Consider the following 19721-nt stretch of genomic DNA (forward strand, 5'->3'; position numbering starts at 1 on the left):
CTATCGCTGCTCCTCGGGGCACCACCACGTGGTGCGCCCGCCGACGGTCGCCCGCCGCATCTCGGTCCCGCAGCGCGGGCAGTGCTCCCCCGCCTTCCGGAACGGCACGATCTCACCGGTGTGCACGCCACCGTGCGTGATCGCGTGCCGGACGGCGGCCCGCACCGCACGACGCAGGCCGTCCAACTCCTCCGTGGTCAGGTCCCCGGCCGGACGGCGCGGGTCCAGCCTCGCCCGCCACAGGGCCTCGTCGGCCAACAGGTTCCCCACCCCGGCGATCGTCTCCTGATCGAGAAGCCGTGCTTTGAGCGGGATCCGGCCGCGCCCGACCCGCGCCCGGAACTCGTTCCGACCGACGTCGAAGGCGTCCGGCCCCAGCCCGGACACGTCCGGATCGAGCCGGGCCCGCCCGAGGCGGCGAGGGTCGAGCAGGTGCAGGCGACCGCCGTCGGAGAACGTCAGGCTGAACCGCGACCACTTGCGCAGCGCCTCGAGGTTCACCGGGCGGTTGTTGTTCCAGTAGTCGCCGCCCTGGTCGGCGACCGCGGCACCGTCGGGGGTGGCCTCGACGGCGACGATCTTGCCGCTCATGCCCAGGTGCAGCCCCAGCACCGGGCCGCCGTCGGTCTCCACCCACATCGACTTCCCCCGCCGGTGGGCGACGGTGAACTCGTGCCCGACCAGCGCCGCGCGGATCTGGCCCGGGGCGTGCGGGCGGCACTCGTAGGAGTCGGTGTCGTCGACGTCCACGATGCGCCGGCCGAGGCCGGACCGCTCGATCGCCGCGCGCGCGGTCTCCACCTCGGGCAGTTCAGGCACCCGCCCATCCTGTCAGGCGGCCGTGGAGCTCAGGCCGTGAGCAGGTCCGCGAGGGTGTCGGCGTCGGTGGCCGCGACCCGTAGCGCCTGCACGCCCCGCGCGACCGCGATCATCTGGGCCTCCAGCGTGGCCCGGTTCCCGGGGTAGTCGTCGGCGCTCAGCGCCAGGACGGCGTCGGCCACCGGCCCGAACGCTTCGGCGGCCGCCGTGGCCGATCCGCTGTAGTTCGAGAGCAGGCTCTGGGCTTGGGTTTTCGTATCGGTGTCCGGCATGGCCGCGACGGCCGCCTTCAGGGCGGGCAGGACGTCGGTGAGCTGGGCGGCCGCGTGGGCGCCGGTGTCGCCGGCGACGGCCAGCCGGATCTGCGGCGCGACGAGACCGTAGACCCGGAAGTCGGTGACGATGCCCTTGGCCAGGGAGATCGCCACGCTGCACCCGTCGGCCGACCGCACCGCCGGTTTGAGCGCGGCCAGACCCTCGAGGGCGCGATCGGTGATCGCGCCGATCTGGGCCCGGTGCTTCGCGGTCAGGGCGGAGGCCCGGGTGGCGCTGCCGTCCAGCTGCCTCAGCAGGTCCTGCCGCAGGCTGACGGCCCGACCGGTCAGGGTGACGACGCGGGCCTTCGCCTTCGCGGTGCAGAGCGACTCGTCACCGGCCATGGAACTCGGCATCGTCGTGCCGCTCGGGGTGGCGCCCCGGGCCGGGCCGGACGCGGCCAGGAGGCCGGACACGGCCACCAGGAACGCCACGGCCATCACCACGCGCCGCCTCACGAGAACGGCACCGGTTCGTCGGTGTCCTGCGCGGCCAGGACGGCGGCCTTCGCCGACCTCGCGGCCGACCGGGCGGTCCGGGCCGCGGCCTCCAGGTCGGCGCTCACCCGCTTCGGCGCGGCCGTGGGGCCGGTGGTCGGCGCCGCGGTCGGCGACACGGTCGACGTCGGCACCGCGGCGGGCGGCGCGGAGGGCGAGACCGTGGAGTCCGACGACGAACAGGCGGTCAGGCCGGCGAGCACGGCCGCGGTGGCGAGGATCGGGACGAGGGTGCGCAACACGCCCGGAGCCTAACCGTGCGTAGCGCAGAAACTACGCAATGAAGCGCCGTGGCGTGCGCCAGGGACGCCTCAGGCCTCGATCACGAGCGGGATGATCATCGGGCGGCGACGGTACGACTCGCTGACCCACCGGCCCACGACCCGCCGCACGACCTGCTGCAACTGGTAGGTGTCGGTCGGGCCGGAGTTGGCGGCGTCGCGCAGCGCGTCGACGATCCGGGGCCGCACGGCGTCGAACACGGACTCGGTCTCGGCGAACCCGCGCGCGTGGATCTCGGGGCCCGCCACCACCTTTCCGCTGGCCGAATCGACCACGACGATGATGGAGATGAACCCCTCCTCGCCGAGGATCCGCCGGTCCTTCAGGTCGGCCTCGGTGATCTCCCCGACGCTCGACCCGTCGACGTACACGTACCCGCAGTCGACCTTGCCGACCACCTTCGCGACGCCGTCGACCAGGTCGACCACCACGCCGTCCTCGGCGATCACCACCCGCTCGCGCGGCACGCCGGTCTTGACGGCCAGCTCGGCGTTGGCCACCAGGTGCCGGGCCTCGCCGTGCACGGGCATCACGTTGCGCGGCCGGATCACGTTGTAGCAGTAGAGGAGTTCGCCGGCCGAGGCGTGGCCCGAGACGTGCACCCGGGCGTTGCCCTGGTGCACCACCTTCGCGCCGAGCCGGGTCAACCCGTTGATCACCCGGTACACCGAGTTCTCGTTGCCCGGGATCAGCGACGACGCGAGCACCACCGTGTCGCCGGCACCGACGCTGACCCGGTGGTCGCGGTTGGCCATCCGGGACAGGGCGGCCATCGGCTCACCCTGCGAACCGGTGCACATCAGCACGACCTGCTCGTCGGGCAGGTCGTCGACCGCCTTGACGTCGACGATCGTGTTCGGCGGCACGTTCAGGTACCCGAGGTCGCGGGCGATGCCCATGTTCCGGACCATCGACCGCCCGACCAGGGCGACCTTGCGACGGTACTTGTGGGCGGCGTCCAGCACCTGCTGCACCCGGTGGATGTGCGAGGCGAACGAGGCGATGATGATCCGCCGGTCGGCGGCCGCGAAGACCGACTCGAGCACGGGCGTGATCTCGCGTTCGGAGACGGTGAACCCGGGCACCTCGGCGTTGGTGGAGTCGACCATGAACAGGTCGACGCCGGCCTCGCCGAGCCGGGCGAACGACCGCAGGTCGGTGATCCGGCCGTCGAGCGGCAACTGGTCCATCTTGAAGTCGCCGGTGTGCAGCACCGTGCCGGCGGCCGTCGTCACGGCCACCGCGAGCGCGTCGGGGATCGAGTGGTTGACCGCCACGAACTCGCAGCCGAACGGCCCGAGCTGCTCCTTCTGCCCCTCCCGCACGGCGAGCGTGATGGGCGTGATGCGGTGCTCCTTCAGCTTCGCCTCGACGAGCGCCAGGGTCAGCTGCGAACCGATCAGCGGGATGTCGGGCTTCAGCCGCAGGAGGTACGGGACGGCGCCGATGTGGTCCTCGTGGCCGTGCGTGAGGATCACGGCGACGACGTCGTCGAGCCGGTCGGCGATGTACTCGAAGTCGGGCAGGATCAGGTCGACGCCCGGCTGGTGGTCCTCGGGGAACAACACCCCGCAGTCGACGACCAGGATCTTGCCGTCGATCTCGAGGACGGCCATGTTCCGGCCGACCTCGCCGAGACCGCCGAGAGGGACGATGCGCAACGCGCCCGGCTTCAACGCGGGCGGCAGCCCGAGTTCGGGATGCGACTGACTCAAGAAACCCTTGCCTCCTCCAGGTCGGCGCGCAACGCCGTCACCTGTTCCTCCGTCGCGTCCTGCAGCGGCAGTCGCGTTCGTCTGTTCGCCAGGGCGCCGGCCAGCTGCAGCGCCGCCTTGGCCATCACGGCCCCCTGGGCCCTGGTCATGATCCCGCGGACGGCGGGCAGCAGCTCCCGGTGCAGCGCGAGCGCCGCCCGGAGGTCCCCTGCGTCCACCGCCCGGACCATCTGCGCATATCGTGCCGCAGCCACGTGCCCGACGACGCTCACCACGCCGACTCCCCCGTGCGTCAACCACGCCAGGTTGAGCTCGTCAGAACCGGAGTAGTAGGCCAGGTCCGTCCGTTCCATCACCCACGACCCGGCGTACAGGTCGCCTGCGGCGTCCTTGACCGCGACGATCCGCGGGTGCTCCGCCAGCGTCGCGAGCGTCGACGACTCGATCACCTGTGCGGAACGGCCCGGGATGTCGTAGACCATCACCGGCAGGCCGGTCGCGTCGGCCACGGCGGTGAAGTGCGCGATCAGCCCGGACTGCGGGGGCTTGGAGTAGTAGGGCGTCACGACCAGCAGGCCGTGGGCGCCGGCCTGCTCGGCCTGGCCGGCCAGTTCGCACGAGTGCGCGGTGTCGTTGGTGCCGGCTCCCGCCACCACCGTGGCCCGGTCACCGACCGCCTCGACGACGGCCCGCAGCAGCGCGACCTTCTCCGCGTCGGAGGTGGTCGGGGACTCGCCCGTGGTGCCGGACACGACCAGGCCGTCGCACCCGTCGTCCACCAGGCGCTCGGCGAGCGCGGCTGCGGCGTCGAGATCGACGGCGCCGGAGGCGTCGAAGGGGGTGACCATGGCCACCAGGACCGCACCGAACGGACGTCCGGGACGTTCCGTCGGGCTGGTCGGGGGCATGGCCCGAGCCTATCGGCCCCCCAAACTGGAGTGGCCCTGGTGTGCCCGCTCGGGGGTTCGAGCACACCAGGACCTGGTGTTCTGATCGGCAGCCCGTGAGCGGTCGTTACCCGGACAGCGGTTCCCGCGCCGATGATCACCCGGACGGAGCAACCACCCGCACGCCGCCGTCCCCGACCACGAACCGGACGTCCGCCAACGTCTCGACGACGGCGTCGGCGTCCAGTTCGGACGCCTTGTGGGTGACCGTCACGGCCAGGGTCGCCGCCCCGGCCGCCCGGCCGGCGGCCAGCCCGGCGGGGGCGTCTTCGACCACGAGGCACTGGGCGGCGGACACGCCGAGGCGCTGCGCGGCCAGCAGGTACGGGTCGGGGGCCGGCTTCCCCGCCGTCACCTGGTCGGCCGTCACCAGCACCGACGGCTGGACCAGGCCCGACGCGCCGATCCGGGCCCGGGCCAGGGGCGCGGTGCACGAGGTGACGATGGCGGCCCGGCCCGGCGGCAGCGCGGCGAGCGCGTCGACGGTGCCGGGCAGCACGACGACGCCGTCCGTGTCCTCGGTCTCCAGCTGCTCGATCCGGCGGAACGCCGCCTCGCGCCGCTCGGGCGGCAGGAACAGGGCCACGATGTCGGCGGCCGGGCGCCCGTGCATCCCCGCGAAGCTGCTCAACGGGACGTCGTGCTCCTGCGCCCAACGCACCCAGCTGCGTTCCACCGCGGGGTGGGAGTCGATGAGGGTGCCGTCCATGTCGAACAGGACGGCGGCGAACACGCGCCCCTCCAGGGTGTCGAGCACCGGAACACGGTAACCGCCCCGGGGATGACACGATGACGGGCATGGCGTCGACGGCACAGGTATCGGTCCGGCCCGCGACGCCCGGTGATGCGGCGGCGATCGCGGCGGTCCAGTCGCGCGGCTGGCGCGCCGCCTACGCGGGGCTGCTGCCGGAGGACGTGCTCGAGGCCTTGGACGCGGCCGCGCTGACGCCGAGCTGGCGGGAGGCGGTGCTGGCCGCGAACGGCACCCGCAACGCCCTGCTGGTCGCGGTCTCGGACGACATCGTGGTCGGGTTCGCGACCGCCGGGCCCAGCGACGACGGGGACGCCGGCGAGGGGGACGGGCTGCTCGCCGTCCTCGTGGTCGACCCGGCCCACCAGCGCGCCGGGCATGCGTCGCGGCTGCTGTCCGCGGCGGCCGACCACCTGCGCGAACAGGGCCTCACGGTGGTCCGCGCCTGGTCGCCCGAGCTCGACTACGCGCGCCGCACGTTCCTGACCTCGGCCGGGATGGAGCCGGACGGCGCCACGCGCGGCTACCTCGGCGCCGAGGGTCGCGAGGTGGTCGAGCTGCGGTTGGCGGCGTCCCTCGGGGAGCCGTGACCGAGGCTCAGCACGCGCCGCGGATCGCCGCGGTCGACGTGGCCCGCGCGGTCGCGCTGGCCGGCATGTTCGCCGTGCACCTCGTGCCGTTCGACGCGCCCGCGCCGCTGGGCTGGCTGCACCGCGTGAGCTCCGGGACGGCGTCCGCCACCTTCGCGGTGCTGGCGGGGGTCGGGCTCGGGCTGGCCACCCGTTCCGGGCTGGCGCACACCGCGAGGGCCCGCACCGTGGTCAGGGGCCTGTGTCTCGTCGTCGTCGGGCTCGTGGTCGGACTGGTGCCGACCCCGGCGGCGATCATCCTCGTGTACTACGGGGTGCTGTTCGTGGTGGCCGCCGCGTTCCTGCGGTTCGGCCCCGGGACGCTGGCCGCGTTGGCTCTGGTGGCCGCGCTCGGCACACCCGTGCTGAGCTACGTGCTGCGCCAGAACGGTCTGGACTCGGTCGCTTTCGAGAACCTCGGACTGCTGTCGCTGCCGGCGCCGGGCGCTCTGGTGAGCACCGTGTTGCTGACCGGCTACTACCCCGTGCTGACCTGGACGACCTACCTGCTGGCCGGGTTGGCGATCGGCCGGCTGGACCTGCGTTCGACGCGCGTGGCCGGTTCGCTGCTCGGCGCCGGCGTGGCGGCGGCGGGGGTCGCGGTCGTGACCGGCGCCGTCGCCGTGCACGTCGCCGGTGGGGTGGCCGGGTTGAACGCGCGGCTGGCCGGCTCGCCGCAGCCGGGCGCGGATCTCACCGATCGGGGTCCAGACCTGTTGCACGACACGTTCTTCGGGGTCACGCCCCTGCACGACCCGGTGTGGCTACTGGTCCGGGCGCCGCACTCGGGGTCGGTCACCGACCTGCTGTACACGACCGGGGTCGCGGTCGCGGTGCTGGGCCTGGCCCTGCTGGTCGTGCCCCGGCGGTGGGCGGGGTGGCCGCTGGCGGCGGCCGGGTCGATGACGTTGACGCTCTACACGCTGCACGTGATCACGCTCGGGGCGCTGCCCGCCGAACCCGAGGCCACTTTGTCGGCGGTGGCCCTCGTCGTGGAACTGGCTGCGGCCGTAGCGTTCGCGCTCGCCTGCGGTGCACCCCGCGAACGTGGGCCGCTCGAAGAGGGCGTCGCGCGGGTCGTGAGGAGAGTCGCTTGACGAGGGGTACCCAGGACCCGGCCCGGGCGGCCGCCGTCCGGCAGGCGTTGTCGGTCGGGCTCGCGGTCGGCGCCTACGGGGTGTCGTTCGGGGCGCTCGGGGCCGCGTCCGGGCTGAGCGTCGCGCAGACCTGCGTGCTCAGCCTGCTGATGTTCAGCGGCGGGTCGCAGTTCGCGCTGGCCGGGATCGTCGGCGCGGGTGGTAGCGGCCTGTCGGCGGTCGCGACGGCGGGGCTGCTCGGCGTCCGGAACGGGCTGTACGGGCTGCAGGTGGGGCCGTTGCTGCGCGGGGCGCCGGCCCCGACAGGCTGGCGGCGGCCGCTCAAACCGGTGCGCGACCTGGTCGGCGTACAGCTGACGATCGACGAGACGACCGCCGTCGCCACGGGCCAGCAGGCGGTGCAGCCCGACCGGCCGGATGTGGCCCGGGTCGGCTTCTGGGTCACCGGCGTCACGGTTTTCTCGCTGTGGAACGCCACCACACTGGCCGGGGCCCTGCTCGGCACCGCCGCGGGCGACCCGCGCCGGTTCGGGCTCGACGCGGCGGCCGCCGCCGCGTTCCTCGCGCTGCTGTGGCCGCGGCTGCGGGAGCTGTCGGCCCGGCGTGCGGCGCTGGTCGCGGCGCTGGTCGCGGCGGTCGCCGTGCCGTTCGTCCCGGCGGGGGTGCCGGTGCTGATCGCGGCCGTCGCGGCGCTGGGCATGGCGGTCCTGGTATGAGCACCTGGACGGTCGTACTGCTCGGCTGCGCGGCGGTCTTCGTGCTCAAGCTCGCCGGGCACCTGGTGCCCGCGCGCCACCTGGAGCGGCCCGCGGTGGTCCGCGCCGCGGCGATCGTCACCGCGGGCCTGCTGGCCGCGCTGGTCACCGTGCAGACCCTGGTGGACGGCGAGCGCCTGGCCCTGGACGCCCGCGTCCCCGCGGTCGGGGTCGCCGCCGTCCTGCTGTGGCGGCGGGCGCCGTTCATCGTGGTGGTGGCGGCCGCCGCCCTGACGGCCGCCCTCCTGCGCCTCTAGCCGGGCAGGGGCGCCGGTCAGAGGTAGTGCTCGAGGCCGACGGTGAGCCCCGGACGCGACCCGACGGTGCGCACGGCGTGCACCACCCCCGGCATGAACGACACCCGGTCGAACGAGTCGTGGCGCAGGGTCAGCTGCTCCCCCGGGCCGCCGAGCAGCACCTCCTCGTGCGCGACGAGGCCCCGCAACCGGACCGCGTGCACGCGGATGCCCTCGACGTCGGCGCCGCGGGCGCCGTCCAGCCCGGTCTCGGTGGCGTCGGGGATGGGCGCGGAACCGGCCGCCCGCCGGGCCTCGGCAATGGCGTGCGCGGTGTGCTGCGCCGTGCCGGACGGCGCGTCGACCTTGTTCGGGTGGTGCAGCTCGACGACCTCGACGGACTCGAAGAACGGCGCGGCCTTGGCGGCGAACTCCATCAGCAGGACGGCGCCGATCGCGAAGTTCGGGGCCACCAGCACCCCGGTCGCGGAGCCCTCCAGGGCGGAGCGCACGGCCGCCAGGCGCTCGTCGTCCCAGCCCGTGGTGCCGACCACGGCGTGCACACCGGCCTCGACGCAGGCCAGGACGTGCTCGAGAACCGTCGCAGGCACGGAGAACACGACGGCGACGTCGGCGCCCTTCAGGCCGGCCGCCACGTCGTCACCGACGTCGAGCCGGGCGACCAGCTCTAGCCCGTCGGCCTCCTCGACCGCGGCGCAGGTGGTCGCCCCCATCCGCCCGGCGGCCCCGATCACGGCGACTCTGATGCTCACGTGAGCAACCTACCGGGACCTAGCCCAGGGAGAACTCGCGGTCCTCGTCGAAGGGACCGACGACCGCCAGGGTCAGCTCCTGGGCAGCGAGATCGGCTGCGAGGGAACGGATGTCCTCGGCCGTCACCGACTCCACCCGCGCCAGCGCCTCGTCGACGTCGATGAACTCGCCGTGTACGAGCTCGGCCTTGCCCAGCCGGGACATCCGCGAGCCGGTGTCCTCCAGCCCCAGGACGAGTCCGCCGCGCAGCTGCCCGTGGGCCCGGGCCAGCTCGTCGGCCGGCAGGCCGCCGTCGGCCAGCCGGTGCAGCTCGGCGACGAGCAGGCGCACGACCTCGTCGGTCTTGGCCGGCGTACACCCCGCGTAGAGGCCGAAGTAGCCGGAGTCGGAGTACCCGGACGCGAACGAGTAGACGGAGTAGACGAGCCCGCGGGCCTCGCGGATCTCCTGGAACAGGCGGCTGCTCATCCCGCCGCCGAGCACCGCGTTCAGCGTGGACATCGCGTACCGGCGCGGGTCGGTAGCGGTCAGGGACGGCGTGCCGATGACGACGTTGGCCTGCTCCGTCGTCCGGCGCACCACGACCGGGCGCCGGGCCGGGGTGATCAGCTGCGCCCCACCGGTGGTGGGCCGGCGCGCGAACGGCGCGCGGTCGGCGGCGGAGTCGTCCGACAGGTCCCAGCCCGAACGGGCCAGGCTCTCGCCGACCAGCGCGCAGACCTTGTCGTGGTCGACGCCGCCCGCGACGGTCACGACGAGCCCCGCGGGGCGGTAGTGCTGCGCGTAGTGGGCGGCGATGTCGTCGCGCCCGACCGCGTTGATGGTGTCGGGGGTGCCGCCGATCGGGCGGCCCAGCGGGTGCCCGGCCAGGACGGCCTCGGCGAACCGCTCGTGGACGACGTCGGTCGGGTCGTCGTCGTTCATCGCGAGCTCTTCGAGGATGACCCCGCGCTCGCTCTCGACGTCGGCCTCGGCCAGGGTCGCCGAGGTGACCATGTCGCACAGGACGTCGACCGCCATGGGGAGGTCGTCGTCCAGCACCCGCGCGTAGTAGCAGGTGTGTTCCTTGCCCGTGACCGCGTTGGCCTCGCCCCCGACCTCGTCGAAGGCCGAGGCGATGTCCATCGCGGAGCGCCGGGCGGTGCCCTTGAAGAGCAGGTGCTCGAGGAAGTGCGTCGAGCCGAAGTGACTCGTCGTCTCGTCGCGCGAGCCGACGCCGACCCACAGGCCGACGGTGGCCGAGCGGAGACCGGGCATCGACTCGGTGAGGACCCGGACCCCGCCGGGCAGGACGGAACGGCGCACGAGGGCGCCGCCGTCCTGCCCGGCGATGGTCCACGACCGGCCTTCGGGGCCGGCGGGGGTCAGCGGTAGGGAGACCGGCACGTCAGGCGTTCGCGCCCGCGGGCTCGTCGACCTTCTCGCCCTCGCCCGCCGCGGACTCGTCGAGGACCGGCACCAGCGACAGCTTGCCGCGGGGGTCGATCTCGGCGATCTCCACCTGGACCTTCTGCCCGATGCCGAGCACGTCCTCGACGTTCTCGACCCGCTTCCCGCCGACCATCTTGCGGATCTGCGAGATGTGCAGCAGGCCGTCCTTGCCCGGGCTGAGCGACACGAAGGCGCCGAACGTCGTGGTCTTCACGACGGTGCCGACGTAGCGCTCGCCGACCTCGGGCATGGTCGGGTTGGCGATCGCGTTGACCGCCGCCCGAGCCGCCTCGGCCGACGGACCGTCGGTCGCGCCGATGTAGACCGTGCCGTCGTCCTCGATGGAGATGTCGGCGCCGGTGTCCTCCTGGATCTGGTTGATCATCTTGCCCTTGGGCCCGATGACCTCGCCGATCTTGTCGACGGGCACCTTCACCGTGATGACCCGCGGCGCGAACGGCGACATCTCGTCGGGCTTGTCGATGGCCTCGGCCATCACGTCGAGGATGTGCAGCCGGGCCTCGCGGGCCTGGGTCAGCGCACCGGCCAGGACCTCGGCGGGGATGCCGTCGAGCTTGGTGTCCAGCTGGATGGCGGTGACGAACTCGGAGGTGCCGGCGACCTTGAAGTCCATGTCACCGAACGCGTCCTCCGCGCCCAGGATGTCGGTCAGCGCCGCGTACTGGGTCTGGCCGTCGACGGTGTCGGAGACCAGGCCCATCGCGATGCCGGCGACCGGCGCGCGCAGCGGCACCCCGGCGTTCAGCAGCGCCAGGGTCGACGCGCAGACCGAGCCCATCGAGGTCGACCCGTTGGAGCCGAGCGCCTCGGAGACCTGGCGGATCGCGTACGGGAACTCCTCGCGCGTCGGCAGCACCGGCACCAGGGCGCGCTCGGCGAGCGCACCGTGGCCGATCTCGCGGCGCTTCGGCGAACCGACGCGGCCGGTCTCACCCGTGCTGTACGGCGGGAAGTTGTAGTTGTGCATGTAGCGCTTGCGCGTCTCCGGGGAGAGCGTGTCGAGCTGCTGCTCCATGCGCAGCATGTTCAGCGTGGTGATGCCCAGGATCTGGGTCTCGCCGCGCTCGAACAGCGCCGAACCGTGCACCCGGGGGATGACCTCGACCTCGGCGCTCAGCTGGCGGATGTCCCGCAGCCCGCGGCCGTCGATGCGGACCTTGTCGCGCAGGATGCGCTGCCGGACGATCTTCTTCTGCAGCGAGCGGTACGCCGCCGAGATCTCCTTCTCGCGCCCCTCGAACTGCCCGCCGAGCTCGGCCTTGAGGGCCTCCTTCAGCTCGTCCGTCGCGGCCTCGCGCTCCTGCTTGTCCGCGATCTGCTGGACGGCGGCGGTGCGCTCGGCGCCCGCGGCCTCGACGGCGGCGTAGACGTCGTCCTGGTAGTCCAGGAAGCGCGGGTAGTCGGCGGTCGGCTTGCTGGCCTTCGCCGCGACCTCGTTCTGGGCGGCGCACAGCGCGGCGATGAACGGCTTGGACGCCTCGAGACCCTGGGCCACGACCTCCTCCGTCGGCGCGGTGGCGCCGGCGACCTTGATCAGGTTCCACGACTCGTCGGTGGCCTCGGCCTCGACCATCATGATCGCGACGTCGGAGCTGCCGTCGGCGTTGGTGACGACCCGGCCGGCGACGACCATGTCGAACACGGCCCGCTCCAGCTCGGAGTGCCGCGGGAACGCGACCCACTGGCCGTCGATCAGGGCGACGCGCACGCCGCCGATCGGGCCGGAGAACGGCAGGCCCGCGATCTGGGTGGACAGCGACGCGGCGTTGATGGCCACGACGTCGTAGGCGTCGTCGGGGTTCAGCGCCATGACGGTGATGACGACCTGGACCTCGTTGCGCAGCCCCTTCGCGAAGGTCGGGCGCAGCGGGCGGTCGATCAGGCGGCACGCGAGGATCGCCTCGGTGCTGGGCCGACCCTCACGACGGAAGAACGAGCCGGGGATCTTGCCCGCGGCGTACATCCGCTCCTCGACGTCGATGGTCAGCGGGAAGAAGTCGAACTGCTCCTTCGGCTGCTTGCCGGCCGTGGTGGCCGACAGCAGGAACGAGTCGTTGTCGAGGTAGACGGCGACGGCACCGGCGGCCTGCTTGGCCAGCCGCCCGGTCTCGAACCGCACGACCCGCTTACCGAACGAGCCGTTGTCGATGATGGCCTCAGCGGCCGTGATCTCCGGACCCTCCAAGGGTCACTCTCCTGTCTGTCACTCCCCAGCACCCGTGTGGTGCTGCGGATCGGCAGGAGCGGCGTCACCGGCGGGCTCGGCCGGTCTTCGATCGAGGCCCACGGGGTTCAACCCCGGAGGCCACTACCGAGGACCGGAAGCCGGAACTCCGCTCCAGGTGTGGAACAGGCCGTGACCCGAAGGGCCACGGCCTGTCTGGTGCTAGCGGCGCAGACCGAGCCGCTCGATGAGCGTGCGGTAGCGCGCGATGTCGGTCTTCTGCATGTACTTCAGGAGACGACGACGACGCCCGACCAGCAGCAGCAGGCCCCGCCGGCTGTGGTGGTCGTGCTTGTGCTCCTTCAGGTGCTCGGTCAGGTCCTTGATGCGCCTGGTGAGCATTGCCACCTGGACCTCGGGGGAACCGGTGTCACCCTCGGACGTCGCGTACTCGGCCATGATCTGGGACTTGACGGCAGCTTCAAGTGCCACGAAATTCCTCCCGGAAGTCGCTGCGCGGCGCTCCGGGGCATATCCACCCGGGCTCTCTGGTTCCGCGGCCGATCTGACGGCCATTGCACACTACCAGCGGGCCCAGGTCAGAGCCCAATCGCGACACTCCCCTACGGGGCCAGAAGCTCGCGGGCCCGGACGACGTCGGCGGCCATCTGCTCGACCAGGGCCTCCACGCTGTCGAACCGTTCCGTGGCCCGCAGGCGGGCCACGAAGTCGACGGCCACCTGCTCGCCGTACAGGTCGAGGTCGGTGCGGTCGAGCACGTAGGCCTCGACCCGGCGGTGCCGGACGCCGTCGAAGGTCGGGTTGGTGCCCACCGAGATGGCCGCCGGGAGCCGTTCGCCCGCCGCGCGCACCAGCCACCCCGCGTAGACACCGTCCGCCGGGACCGCGCCGACGGCGTCCGGCCCGAGGTTCGCGGTCGGGAAGCCGAGCTCCCGGCCCCGGTGGTCGCCGTGCACGACCTCGCCCTCGACCCGGTGCGGGCGACCGAGCAGCGCGGCGGCACCCTCGACGTCACCGTCCGCGACCAGCTCACGGACCCACGTGGACGACCAGCGGCGCTCGCCGTCCCCCTTCTCGTCACCGTCGTCGTCGTGCAGGTCGGGCATCACCTCGACGTCGAAGCCGAACTCGGCGCCCAGTTCCCGCAGGGTGTCGACGTTTCCGGAGTTCCGGTGACCGAACCGCATGTCGCCGCCGACGACCATCAGCTTCGCGCCGAGGGTCCGCACGACGACCTCCTCGACGAACCGTCGCGGGCTCCACAGGGCCAGGGCGTGCGTGAACTCCATGACCAGCACGGCCTCGAGCCCGGCCCCACCGAGCAGCTCGAGCTTGTGCCCGGTGCTGGTCAGGGGTTCGGGCGCGCGCTCCGGGTACAGGACGGCGACCGGGTGCGGTTCGAACGTGATGGCCACGGGGCGCAGGTCGAGCTCGCGGGCCCGCTCGACGACCAGGGCGAGAACGCCCAGGTGACCGCGGTGCACGCCGTCGAAGTTCCCGATCGTCACGACCGACGGACCGAAGCCCTCGGGGACGTCGGTCAGCTCGTTCCAGCGGGTGGGCGAGGTGGGCACGCCGATACTCTGCCAGGTTGCCTGCCGAAGTCGTGCGCCGAGCGGGTGACGGCCGTCCGGACGAGCGTCGTAACGCTCATGCCGCCCGCCGCGATGCCGACCGGGTAACCCGTGGGAGTCCCAGCTCCCTCGTTCGGCCCAGTTCTCGCGGCAGATCGCATTCAGGCCCACGAGCACCGCGCCGATGTGATGAAATCAACTCTCGTTGCGGTCGAAATCCTCTGGGCCGTGACTGAACGTGATTGGATAGGTACGTGCAAACGACGCAAATGGCACCGACGGAACCGTCATCTCCCACCGCCGGCCGGGCCCCGCTCCTGATGGCCCCGACCGGCACCCACTACTCGCACACCAGCGAGGGTGGTTTCTGCACCGTCTGTGGCAGCGTGTGGCCGTGCGCCCAGGCCGGCAAGGTGGCTTCCGTACCGCCGATGCGTCCTCGTTCCTAGGTCTCCCGAGACTCCCGCTCGGTTCCTGGCTGAGTGCCGGGGCACTCTTCAGCGTCCTCGCGCTGACCGCGGGCCGGTACGGCTGGCACCGCGACGAGCTGTACTTCGTGGTCGCCGGTGGCCACCCCTCCTGGGGGTACCCCGACCAGCCACCCCTGACGCCCCTGCTCGCCGCCGGCTGGAACGCCGTGGTCGGCGGGCAGCTGTGGCTGTTCCGACTGCTCCCCGCGCTGGCCGTGGCGGGCGTCGTCCTCGTCGCCTCGGCGACCTCCGCCCGGCTGGGCGGTGACCGGCGCACCCAGGTGGCGACCGCCGTCCTCACCGCCCTGACCACCGCGGCGGTGGCGATGGGCCACCTGTTCTCCACCTCCACCTTCACCCTGCTGCTCACCGCGCTCACGCTGCTGCTGCTGGTCCGGGCCCTGCAGGACGGCGGGCTGCGGGCCTGGCTGCTCACCGGCCTGAGCGCCGGCGTGGCCCTGCAGGCCCAGACGCTGCCGGCCCTGACGTTGCTCGCCTGCCTGGTCGGCGTGCTGGTGGCCGGGCCGCGCGAGGGGCTCCGGCGGCCCGGGCCCTGGCTGGCCGCGCTCCTCGCGGCCCTGATCGCCGCGCCCTACCTGGTCTGGCAGGCCGTCCACGGGTGGCCCCAGCTCGAGGTGGCCGCCGACATCGCGGCGGGCGGCTCGACCAGCTCGACCCCGCGCGCCGCCTTGATCCCGATGCAGCTGGTCATGGTCGGCGTCTTCATCAGCCCCGTGCTGATCGCCGGGGTCTGGGCCCTGCTGCGCTCGCAGCGGTTGCGGGCCTTCCGCTGGCTCGGCCTCGGCTTCGTGGTCCTGCTCGTTCTTCTGGTCGTGCTGGGCGGGAAGGCCTACTACCCGTCGGGGTTCTACCCGGCGCTGCTCGCCGCCGGGGCGGACGTGACGCTGCGCTGGATGGACGGCGCGCGCCGGCGGCGTTGGACGGCGGGGGCCCTGGTCGGGCTGCACGCGCTCGGGACGGCGGTGGTGTGCCTGCCGCTCGCGCCCGAGGGGTCGGCGCTGTACGAGGTGTCCGTCGCCGCGAATCCCGACGCCGGGGAGACCGTCGGGTGGGACCGGCTGACCGCGCAGGTGGGTGCGGTGACGTCGAGGGTGACGGCGGCCGGCTCCCCCGCCGACGAGACCGTGCTGCTGACGGGGAACTACGGCGAGGCGGGCGCCCTGGAACGGGCCCGCCGCAGCGGAGCCGACCTGCCGCCGGTCTACTCGGGGCACAACGCCTTCAGCATGCTCGGCCCGCCGCCGGGGTCGGCCACCACGGTGGTCGTGGTCGGGTACGAGCCGGGCACGCTCGGGGACTGGTTCACCGCCTGCCGGCCGGTGGCCACGATCGACACCGGGGTGGACAACGAGGAGGACGGCGCGAGCGTCCAGGTCTGCACCGGGCTGCGCCGATCGTGGACGCAGCTGTGGCCGCAGGTCACCCACTACGGCTGAGAGCGCGCACGGCCCTCAGGACACGACGTGCAGCTTCTCGGGGGCCAGCACCAGATCGATCGCCACCACCACCCCGTCCACGACCGTGACGGCGGCCGCTCCCCGGGGGCGCCCGGTTCCCGGCCCGGTGCCCGATGCGGCACCCGATGCGGCGCCCACGACGATGCCGACCGAACCGTTGATCAGGGCCACCCGGCACGTCGGCGCGAAGAACGGGCCGTTGGCCGCCGCCTGCCGGGCCACCGCGGCGCTGCCGTTGACCTCCGCCGGCGCACCCCGCCCGCCCGGCGACGCCCCCGGGTCGATCCGGAACACGGCGTCAGGATGCAGCACCTCGACCAGCGCGTCGAAGTCACCCCGCCGGGCGGCCGCCAGGAACGCCTCGACCACCTCGCGCTGCGCGGCCCGGTCCCGCTCGGGCTCGGGCGCGCCGCGAACCCGCCGTCGCCCCCGGCTGGCCAGCTGCCGTGCGGCGGGCACGGACGTGTCGAGCACTCGGGCGATCTCGCCGAACGGGAGGCCGAACATGTCGTGCAGGAGGAAGGCCAGCCGCTCGCCCGGCGTGAGGGTCTCCAGGACGACGAGCAGCGCCGTCCCGACCGCGTCGGCCAGTTCGGCGTCCCGGTCCGGGCCTGGCTGGGCCGACTCGACGTCCGCGATCACCGCGTCGGGCAACCAGGTGCCGACGTAGGCCTCGCGGCGCGCCTTGCGCGCCCGCAGCCCGTCGAGGCAGACCCGCCCCACGACCGTGGTCAGCCAGGCGGCCAGGTTGTCGATGGACCGGTGGTCGCTGCGGGCCAGCCGGAACCAGGTCTCCTGGACGGCGTCCTCCGCCTCCGCGGGTGAGCCCAGCATCCGGTAGGCCACCGCCTGCAGCCGCGCCCGCTCCGCCTCGAACCGGGCCGCCAGCTCGTCGTCACTCACCTACGCCACCTCCTACTGTGGTGACGGTTCACCCGACGCCGATGTGACGGCCGGCGCCGATGAGTGCCTCGTAGAGGTCCAGGTGCCGGGCCGCGGCGTCGTCCCAGCTGTGCGACGCGGCCAGCGCGGCACCGAGGTCCGGGTCCGGGCCCGACCCGCGGACGGCGTCCAGCAGGCGGGCGGCGAGGCTCGCCTCGTCGTCGGCGTAGCTGACGCACCGGCCGAACACCTCACGCAGGACCGGCAGGTCCCGGACGACGACGCGCCGGCGGGCGGCCAGCGCCTCCATCGCGGCGAGGCCGAAACCCTCGGCGGTGGAGGGGAAGGCAAAGGCCTCGGCGCCGGCGACGAGCCCCGGCAGCAGGCCGTCGGGGACCACGCCGAGCATGTCGAGCCGGACCCCGAGGATCTCCACCAGCGCGTCGACCTCGAGCCGGTAGTCGCGGTAGTCGAACAGGGTCTCGCCGCCGGCGACCAGGAGCCGGACGTCGGGTTCGGCGGCCTGCACGACGGCCATCGCGCGGACCAGCTCGAGCGTGCCCTTGCGCGGCTCGATGCCACCGACCGCCAGCACGTACCGGCCCAGCTGGGCCCGGGCCTTCGCCCCGTCGCCGATCGCGTGCGCCGCGGCGAAACGCGCCGCGTCGACGCCGTTGGGGATCACCACCGGCTCGATCCCCCAGCCGTCCCGAACCTGTCCGGCCACGAACGCCGAGACGCACACGTGGGCGACGGGTTCCACGATCGCCCGCTCGTGGCAGGCGGCCAGCTGCGGCGTGGTGAAGTGGTCGAGGTGGTGGATCGTGCGGACCCGGCCGGGTACGGCGTTGGCGGTGATGCAGTCCTGGGCGTGCACGACGTCGAAGCCGGCGCCGGCGGCCACGTGCGCGCGGAACGCCGTGCCCAGCAGCTCGATCGAGCGGGCGACGCGCTCGCCGACCGTCTCGCCCCCCACCTCGGGGTAGGGCACGGCCCGGACGTCGACACCGGGGTCGACGGGCCGGAAGAAGCCGGTGTCGCCGCCCCGGGCCAGGGTCCAGACCGTCACGTCCGCCCCGGCTCGGGCCAGCGCCTCGGCGAGTGAGAGGGTGTGGACGACGCCGCCGCGCGGCTTGGTCGAGTAGGTGAGCAGGGCGATCCGCACGAGGCCAGCATGACTGAGGTCACGCCCGTCCGGCGCACCCGGGCAAGGGTTGTTAGGTTAGGCTCGCCTAACTATGACGACCGTCCTCTCGCGCCCCCTCCGCATCGGCATCGTCGGCGCCGGCCCCGCCGGCATCTACGCGGCGGACATCCTGACCAAGGCCGGTTCCGGGCAGCTCCCCGTCAGCATCGACCTCATCGAGCGGCTACCCGCCCCCTACGGCCTGGTCCGCTACGGCGTCGCACCGGACCACCCGCGGATCAAGGAGATCATCAAGGCGCTGCGCCGGGTGCTCGAACACCCGGACATCCGGTTCCTCGGCAACGTGAACTACGGCTCGGACCTGAAGCTCGACGACCTGCGCCGCCACTACGACGCGATCATCTTCTCCACCGGGGCGATGGACGACCGCGACCTCGACATCCCCGGCGTCGACCTGCCCGGCAGCCACGGCGCGGCCGACTTCGTCTCCTGGTACGACGGGCACCCCGACGTGCCGCGCACCTGGCCGCTGGACGCGCGCAGCGTCGCGGTGCTCGGGGCCGGCAACGTCGCGCTCGACGTGGCCCGCGTGCTCTCCAAGACCGCCGCGGAGATGCTGACCACCGAGATCCCGCCGAACGTGCACGCGGGGCTGCTGGCCAACCGCGCGACCGACGTCCACGTGTTCGCCCGGCGCGGCCCGGCCCAGGTGAAGTTCTCCCCGCTGGAGCTGCGCGAGCTGGCGCACTCCCCCACCGTCGATGTCGTCGTGCACCCCGAGGGGTTCGAGTTCGACGAGGCCTCGCTGCAGCTCGCCCAGACCGACAAGCAGGTGAAGATGGTCATGAAGACCCTCAACGCCTGGGTCGGCCAGGAGCCCACCGGTAAGCCGCACCGGCTGCACCTGCACTTCCTGGAGAACCCGGTCGAGATCCTCGGGACGGCGCGGGTCGAGGGGCTGCGGACCGAGCGGCAGGAGCTGGTCGGCGACGGGACCGCCCGGGGCACGGGCGAATTCACCGAATGGGACGTGCAGGCGGTGTACCGGGCGGTCGGTTACCGCAGCTCACACCTGGCCGACGTCCCGTTCGACCACCGGCGGCATGTGGTGCCCAACGCAGCCGGCCGCGTGCAGGACGTCGACGGGCAGCAGGTGCCCGGCGTGTACGTCACCGGGTGGATCAAGCGCGGGCCGATCGGGTTGATCGGGCACACGAAGAGCGACGCCTCCGAGACGATCTCGTGCCTGCTCGAGGACGTCGCCACCCTGACCCCCGCGGAGCGGCCCGACCCGGACGACGTCACCGCGCACCTCGACGGGCTGGGCGTCCGGTACACGACCAAGCAGGGCTGGGACCTGCTGGACGCGCACGAGGTCACGCTCGGCGAGGCGCAGGGGCGCGCGCGGGTGAAGGTCGTGGCGCGCGACGAGATGGTGCGGATCTCGACCCAGCCGTAGCCCCGGCTCCAGACCACCGGTGGGGGGGGGGGGGGGGGGGGGCCCCCCCCCCCCCGCCCCCCGCCCCCCCCCCCCCCCCCCCCCCCCCCCCCCCCCCCCCCGGCCCCCCCCCGCCCCCCCCCCCCCCCCGGCGTCATCGAGGCCCCCGCCCTGCTCGCCGGGGCCGTGTTCGCCAGTGTTTACCTGATTCGCGGTGAGCCGCGACACGGCTTGAAGGCTCGAAAGTAGCTGTCGTTCAGCCCTTTTGAGAATCGAGC

General features: G+C 73.2%; 19 protein-coding genes. 6 read left to right on the forward strand and 13 right to left on the reverse strand.

Translation table 11 applies throughout. The annotated features are described in order from the left end of the window. From ACIB24_RS11300 to ACIB24_RS11325, 6 genes are all read right to left on the reverse strand, one after another. Positions 1-819, reverse strand: a complete 819-nt coding sequence (locus tag ACIB24_RS11300) for an Fpg/Nei family DNA glycosylase (RefSeq protein ID WP_398279733.1) — start codon at positions 817-819, stop codon at positions 1-3. A 29-nt stretch (positions 820-848) separates the two neighbouring features. Further along, entirely contained in the window at positions 849-1592 is a 744-nt protein-coding gene (locus ACIB24_RS11305; RefSeq protein ID WP_398279736.1) for a hypothetical protein, read from the reverse strand. Next, complete coding sequence (locus tag ACIB24_RS11310; protein ID WP_398279739.1) at positions 1589-1873, reverse strand: hypothetical protein; 285 nt, start codon at positions 1871-1873, stop codon at positions 1589-1591. The genes ACIB24_RS11305 and ACIB24_RS11310 overlap by 4 nt, the downstream gene beginning before the upstream one ends. A gap of 69 nt (positions 1874-1942) precedes the next feature. Next, a complete protein-coding gene (locus ACIB24_RS11315; RefSeq protein ID WP_398279742.1) occupies positions 1943-3628 on the reverse strand; it encodes a ribonuclease J in 1686 nt (561 codons plus the stop codon). Then, positions 3625-4536 carry a 4-hydroxy-tetrahydrodipicolinate synthase gene (gene dapA / locus ACIB24_RS11320; protein ID WP_398279745.1) on the reverse strand — a complete coding sequence of 304 codons (912 nt, stop codon included), beginning with the start codon at positions 4534-4536 and terminating at the stop codon, positions 3625-3627. The genes ACIB24_RS11315 and dapA overlap by 4 nt, the downstream gene beginning before the upstream one ends. Positions 4537-4672: 136 nt before the next feature. Then, positions 4673-5332, reverse strand: coding sequence for an HAD-IA family hydrolase (locus ACIB24_RS11325; RefSeq protein WP_398279748.1), 660 nt, complete (start codon positions 5330-5332; stop codon positions 4673-4675). 41 nt (positions 5333-5373) lie between these two features. On the opposite strand from ACIB24_RS11325, the gene ACIB24_RS11330 reads away from it, so the two are divergent. The 4 genes from ACIB24_RS11330 to ACIB24_RS11345 are packed head-to-tail and all read left to right on the forward strand — an operon-like array spanning position 5374 to position 8064. Continuing rightward, a complete protein-coding gene (locus tag ACIB24_RS11330) occupies positions 5374-5916 on the forward strand; it encodes a GNAT family N-acetyltransferase (protein ID WP_398279751.1) in 543 nt (180 codons plus the stop codon). After that, positions 5913-7052 carry a heparan-alpha-glucosaminide N-acetyltransferase domain-containing protein gene (locus tag ACIB24_RS11335; RefSeq protein WP_398279754.1) on the forward strand — a complete coding sequence of 380 codons (1140 nt, stop codon included), beginning with the start codon at positions 5913-5915 and terminating at the stop codon, positions 7050-7052. Before ACIB24_RS11330 ends, ACIB24_RS11335 begins: the two co-directional genes overlap by 4 nt. After that, positions 7049-7768 (forward strand): AzlC family ABC transporter permease, encoded by a 720-nt coding sequence (locus ACIB24_RS11340; RefSeq protein WP_398279757.1) that lies wholly within the window; start codon positions 7049-7051, stop codon positions 7766-7768. The genes ACIB24_RS11335 and ACIB24_RS11340 overlap by 4 nt, the downstream gene beginning before the upstream one ends. Next, complete coding sequence (locus ACIB24_RS11345; RefSeq protein WP_398279759.1) at positions 7765-8064, forward strand: AzlD domain-containing protein; 300 nt, start codon at positions 7765-7767, stop codon at positions 8062-8064. The genes ACIB24_RS11340 and ACIB24_RS11345 overlap by 4 nt, the downstream gene beginning before the upstream one ends. Positions 8065-8081: 17 nt before the next feature. On the opposite strand, the gene dapB is transcribed toward ACIB24_RS11345, so the two are convergent. The 5 genes from dapB to ACIB24_RS11370 form a co-directional block, all read right to left on the reverse strand. Further along, positions 8082-8777 (reverse strand): 4-hydroxy-tetrahydrodipicolinate reductase, encoded by a 696-nt coding sequence (dapB, locus tag ACIB24_RS11350; protein ID WP_398280415.1) that lies wholly within the window; start codon positions 8775-8777, stop codon positions 8082-8084. A gap of 58 nt (positions 8778-8835) precedes the next feature. Next, entirely contained in the window at positions 8836-10203 is a 1368-nt protein-coding gene (locus ACIB24_RS11355) for a M16 family metallopeptidase (RefSeq protein WP_398279762.1), read from the reverse strand. A 1-nt stretch (position 10204) separates the two neighbouring features. Further along, positions 10205-12454: a polyribonucleotide nucleotidyltransferase gene (locus ACIB24_RS11360; RefSeq protein ID WP_398279765.1), complete on the reverse strand. Its 2250-nt coding sequence runs from the start codon at positions 12452-12454 to the stop codon at positions 10205-10207. A 201-nt stretch (positions 12455-12655) separates the two neighbouring features. After that, on the reverse strand, positions 12656-12925 hold the full coding sequence (gene rpsO, locus ACIB24_RS11365) for a 30S ribosomal protein S15 (protein WP_398279767.1): 270 nt from the start codon (positions 12923-12925) through the stop codon (positions 12656-12658). Between the two features lie 131 nt (positions 12926-13056). Continuing rightward, the gene (locus ACIB24_RS11370) at positions 13057-14028 is read right to left on the reverse strand and encodes a bifunctional riboflavin kinase/FAD synthetase (protein WP_398279770.1); all 972 of its coding nucleotides are present in this window, start codon (positions 14026-14028) and stop codon (positions 13057-13059) included. Positions 14029-14422: 394 nt separating this feature from the next. Here ACIB24_RS11370 and ACIB24_RS11375 point away from each other — a divergent pair, with 394 nt between their 5' ends. After that, positions 14423-15955, forward strand: coding sequence for a glycosyltransferase family 39 protein (locus ACIB24_RS11375; protein ID WP_398279773.1), 1533 nt, complete (start codon positions 14423-14425; stop codon positions 15953-15955). A 15-nt stretch (positions 15956-15970) separates the two neighbouring features. On the opposite strand, the gene ACIB24_RS11380 is transcribed toward ACIB24_RS11375, so the two are convergent. After that, positions 15971-16879 (reverse strand): sigma-70 family RNA polymerase sigma factor, encoded by a 909-nt coding sequence (locus ACIB24_RS11380; RefSeq protein WP_398279776.1) that lies wholly within the window; start codon positions 16877-16879, stop codon positions 15971-15973. A gap of 28 nt (positions 16880-16907) precedes the next feature. Beyond that, the gene (locus tag ACIB24_RS11385) at positions 16908-18023 is read right to left on the reverse strand and encodes an MSMEG_0565 family glycosyltransferase (RefSeq protein WP_398279778.1); all 1116 of its coding nucleotides are present in this window, start codon (positions 18021-18023) and stop codon (positions 16908-16910) included. 73 nt (positions 18024-18096) lie between these two features. Between ACIB24_RS11385 and ACIB24_RS11390 the strand changes: the two genes are divergently transcribed. Next, positions 18097-19464, forward strand: coding sequence for an FAD-dependent oxidoreductase (locus tag ACIB24_RS11390; RefSeq protein WP_398279780.1), 1368 nt, complete (start codon positions 18097-18099; stop codon positions 19462-19464). The last annotated feature ends 257 nt before the right edge of the window (positions 19465-19721 follow it).

It is taken from the genome of Spongisporangium articulatum (assembly GCF_044465595.1).
In the GTDB taxonomy this organism is placed as follows: Bacteria; Actinomycetota; Actinomycetes; order Actinomycetales; family Kineosporiaceae; genus Spongisporangium; species Spongisporangium articulatum.

What these genes read in the sequence shown, in the direction of transcription:
- dapA (WP_398279745.1), bottom strand. Translation starts at nt 4,536, where the DNA reads ATGCCCCCGACCAGCCCGACGGAACGTCCCGGACGTCCGTTCGGTGCG.
- ACIB24_RS11330 (WP_398279751.1), top strand. Translation starts at nt 5,374, where the DNA reads ATGGCGTCGACGGCACAGGTATCGGTCCGGCCCGCGACGCCCGGTGAT.
- ACIB24_RS11345 (WP_398279759.1), top strand. Translation starts at nt 7,765, where the DNA reads ATGAGCACCTGGACGGTCGTACTGCTCGGCTGCGCGGCGGTCTTCGTG.
- dapB (WP_398280415.1), bottom strand. Translation starts at nt 8,777, where the DNA reads ATGGGGGCGACCACCTGCGCCGCGGTCGAGGAGGCCGACGGGCTAGAG.
- ACIB24_RS11390 (WP_398279780.1), top strand. Translation starts at nt 18,097, where the DNA reads ATGACGACCGTCCTCTCGCGCCCCCTCCGCATCGGCATCGTCGGCGCC.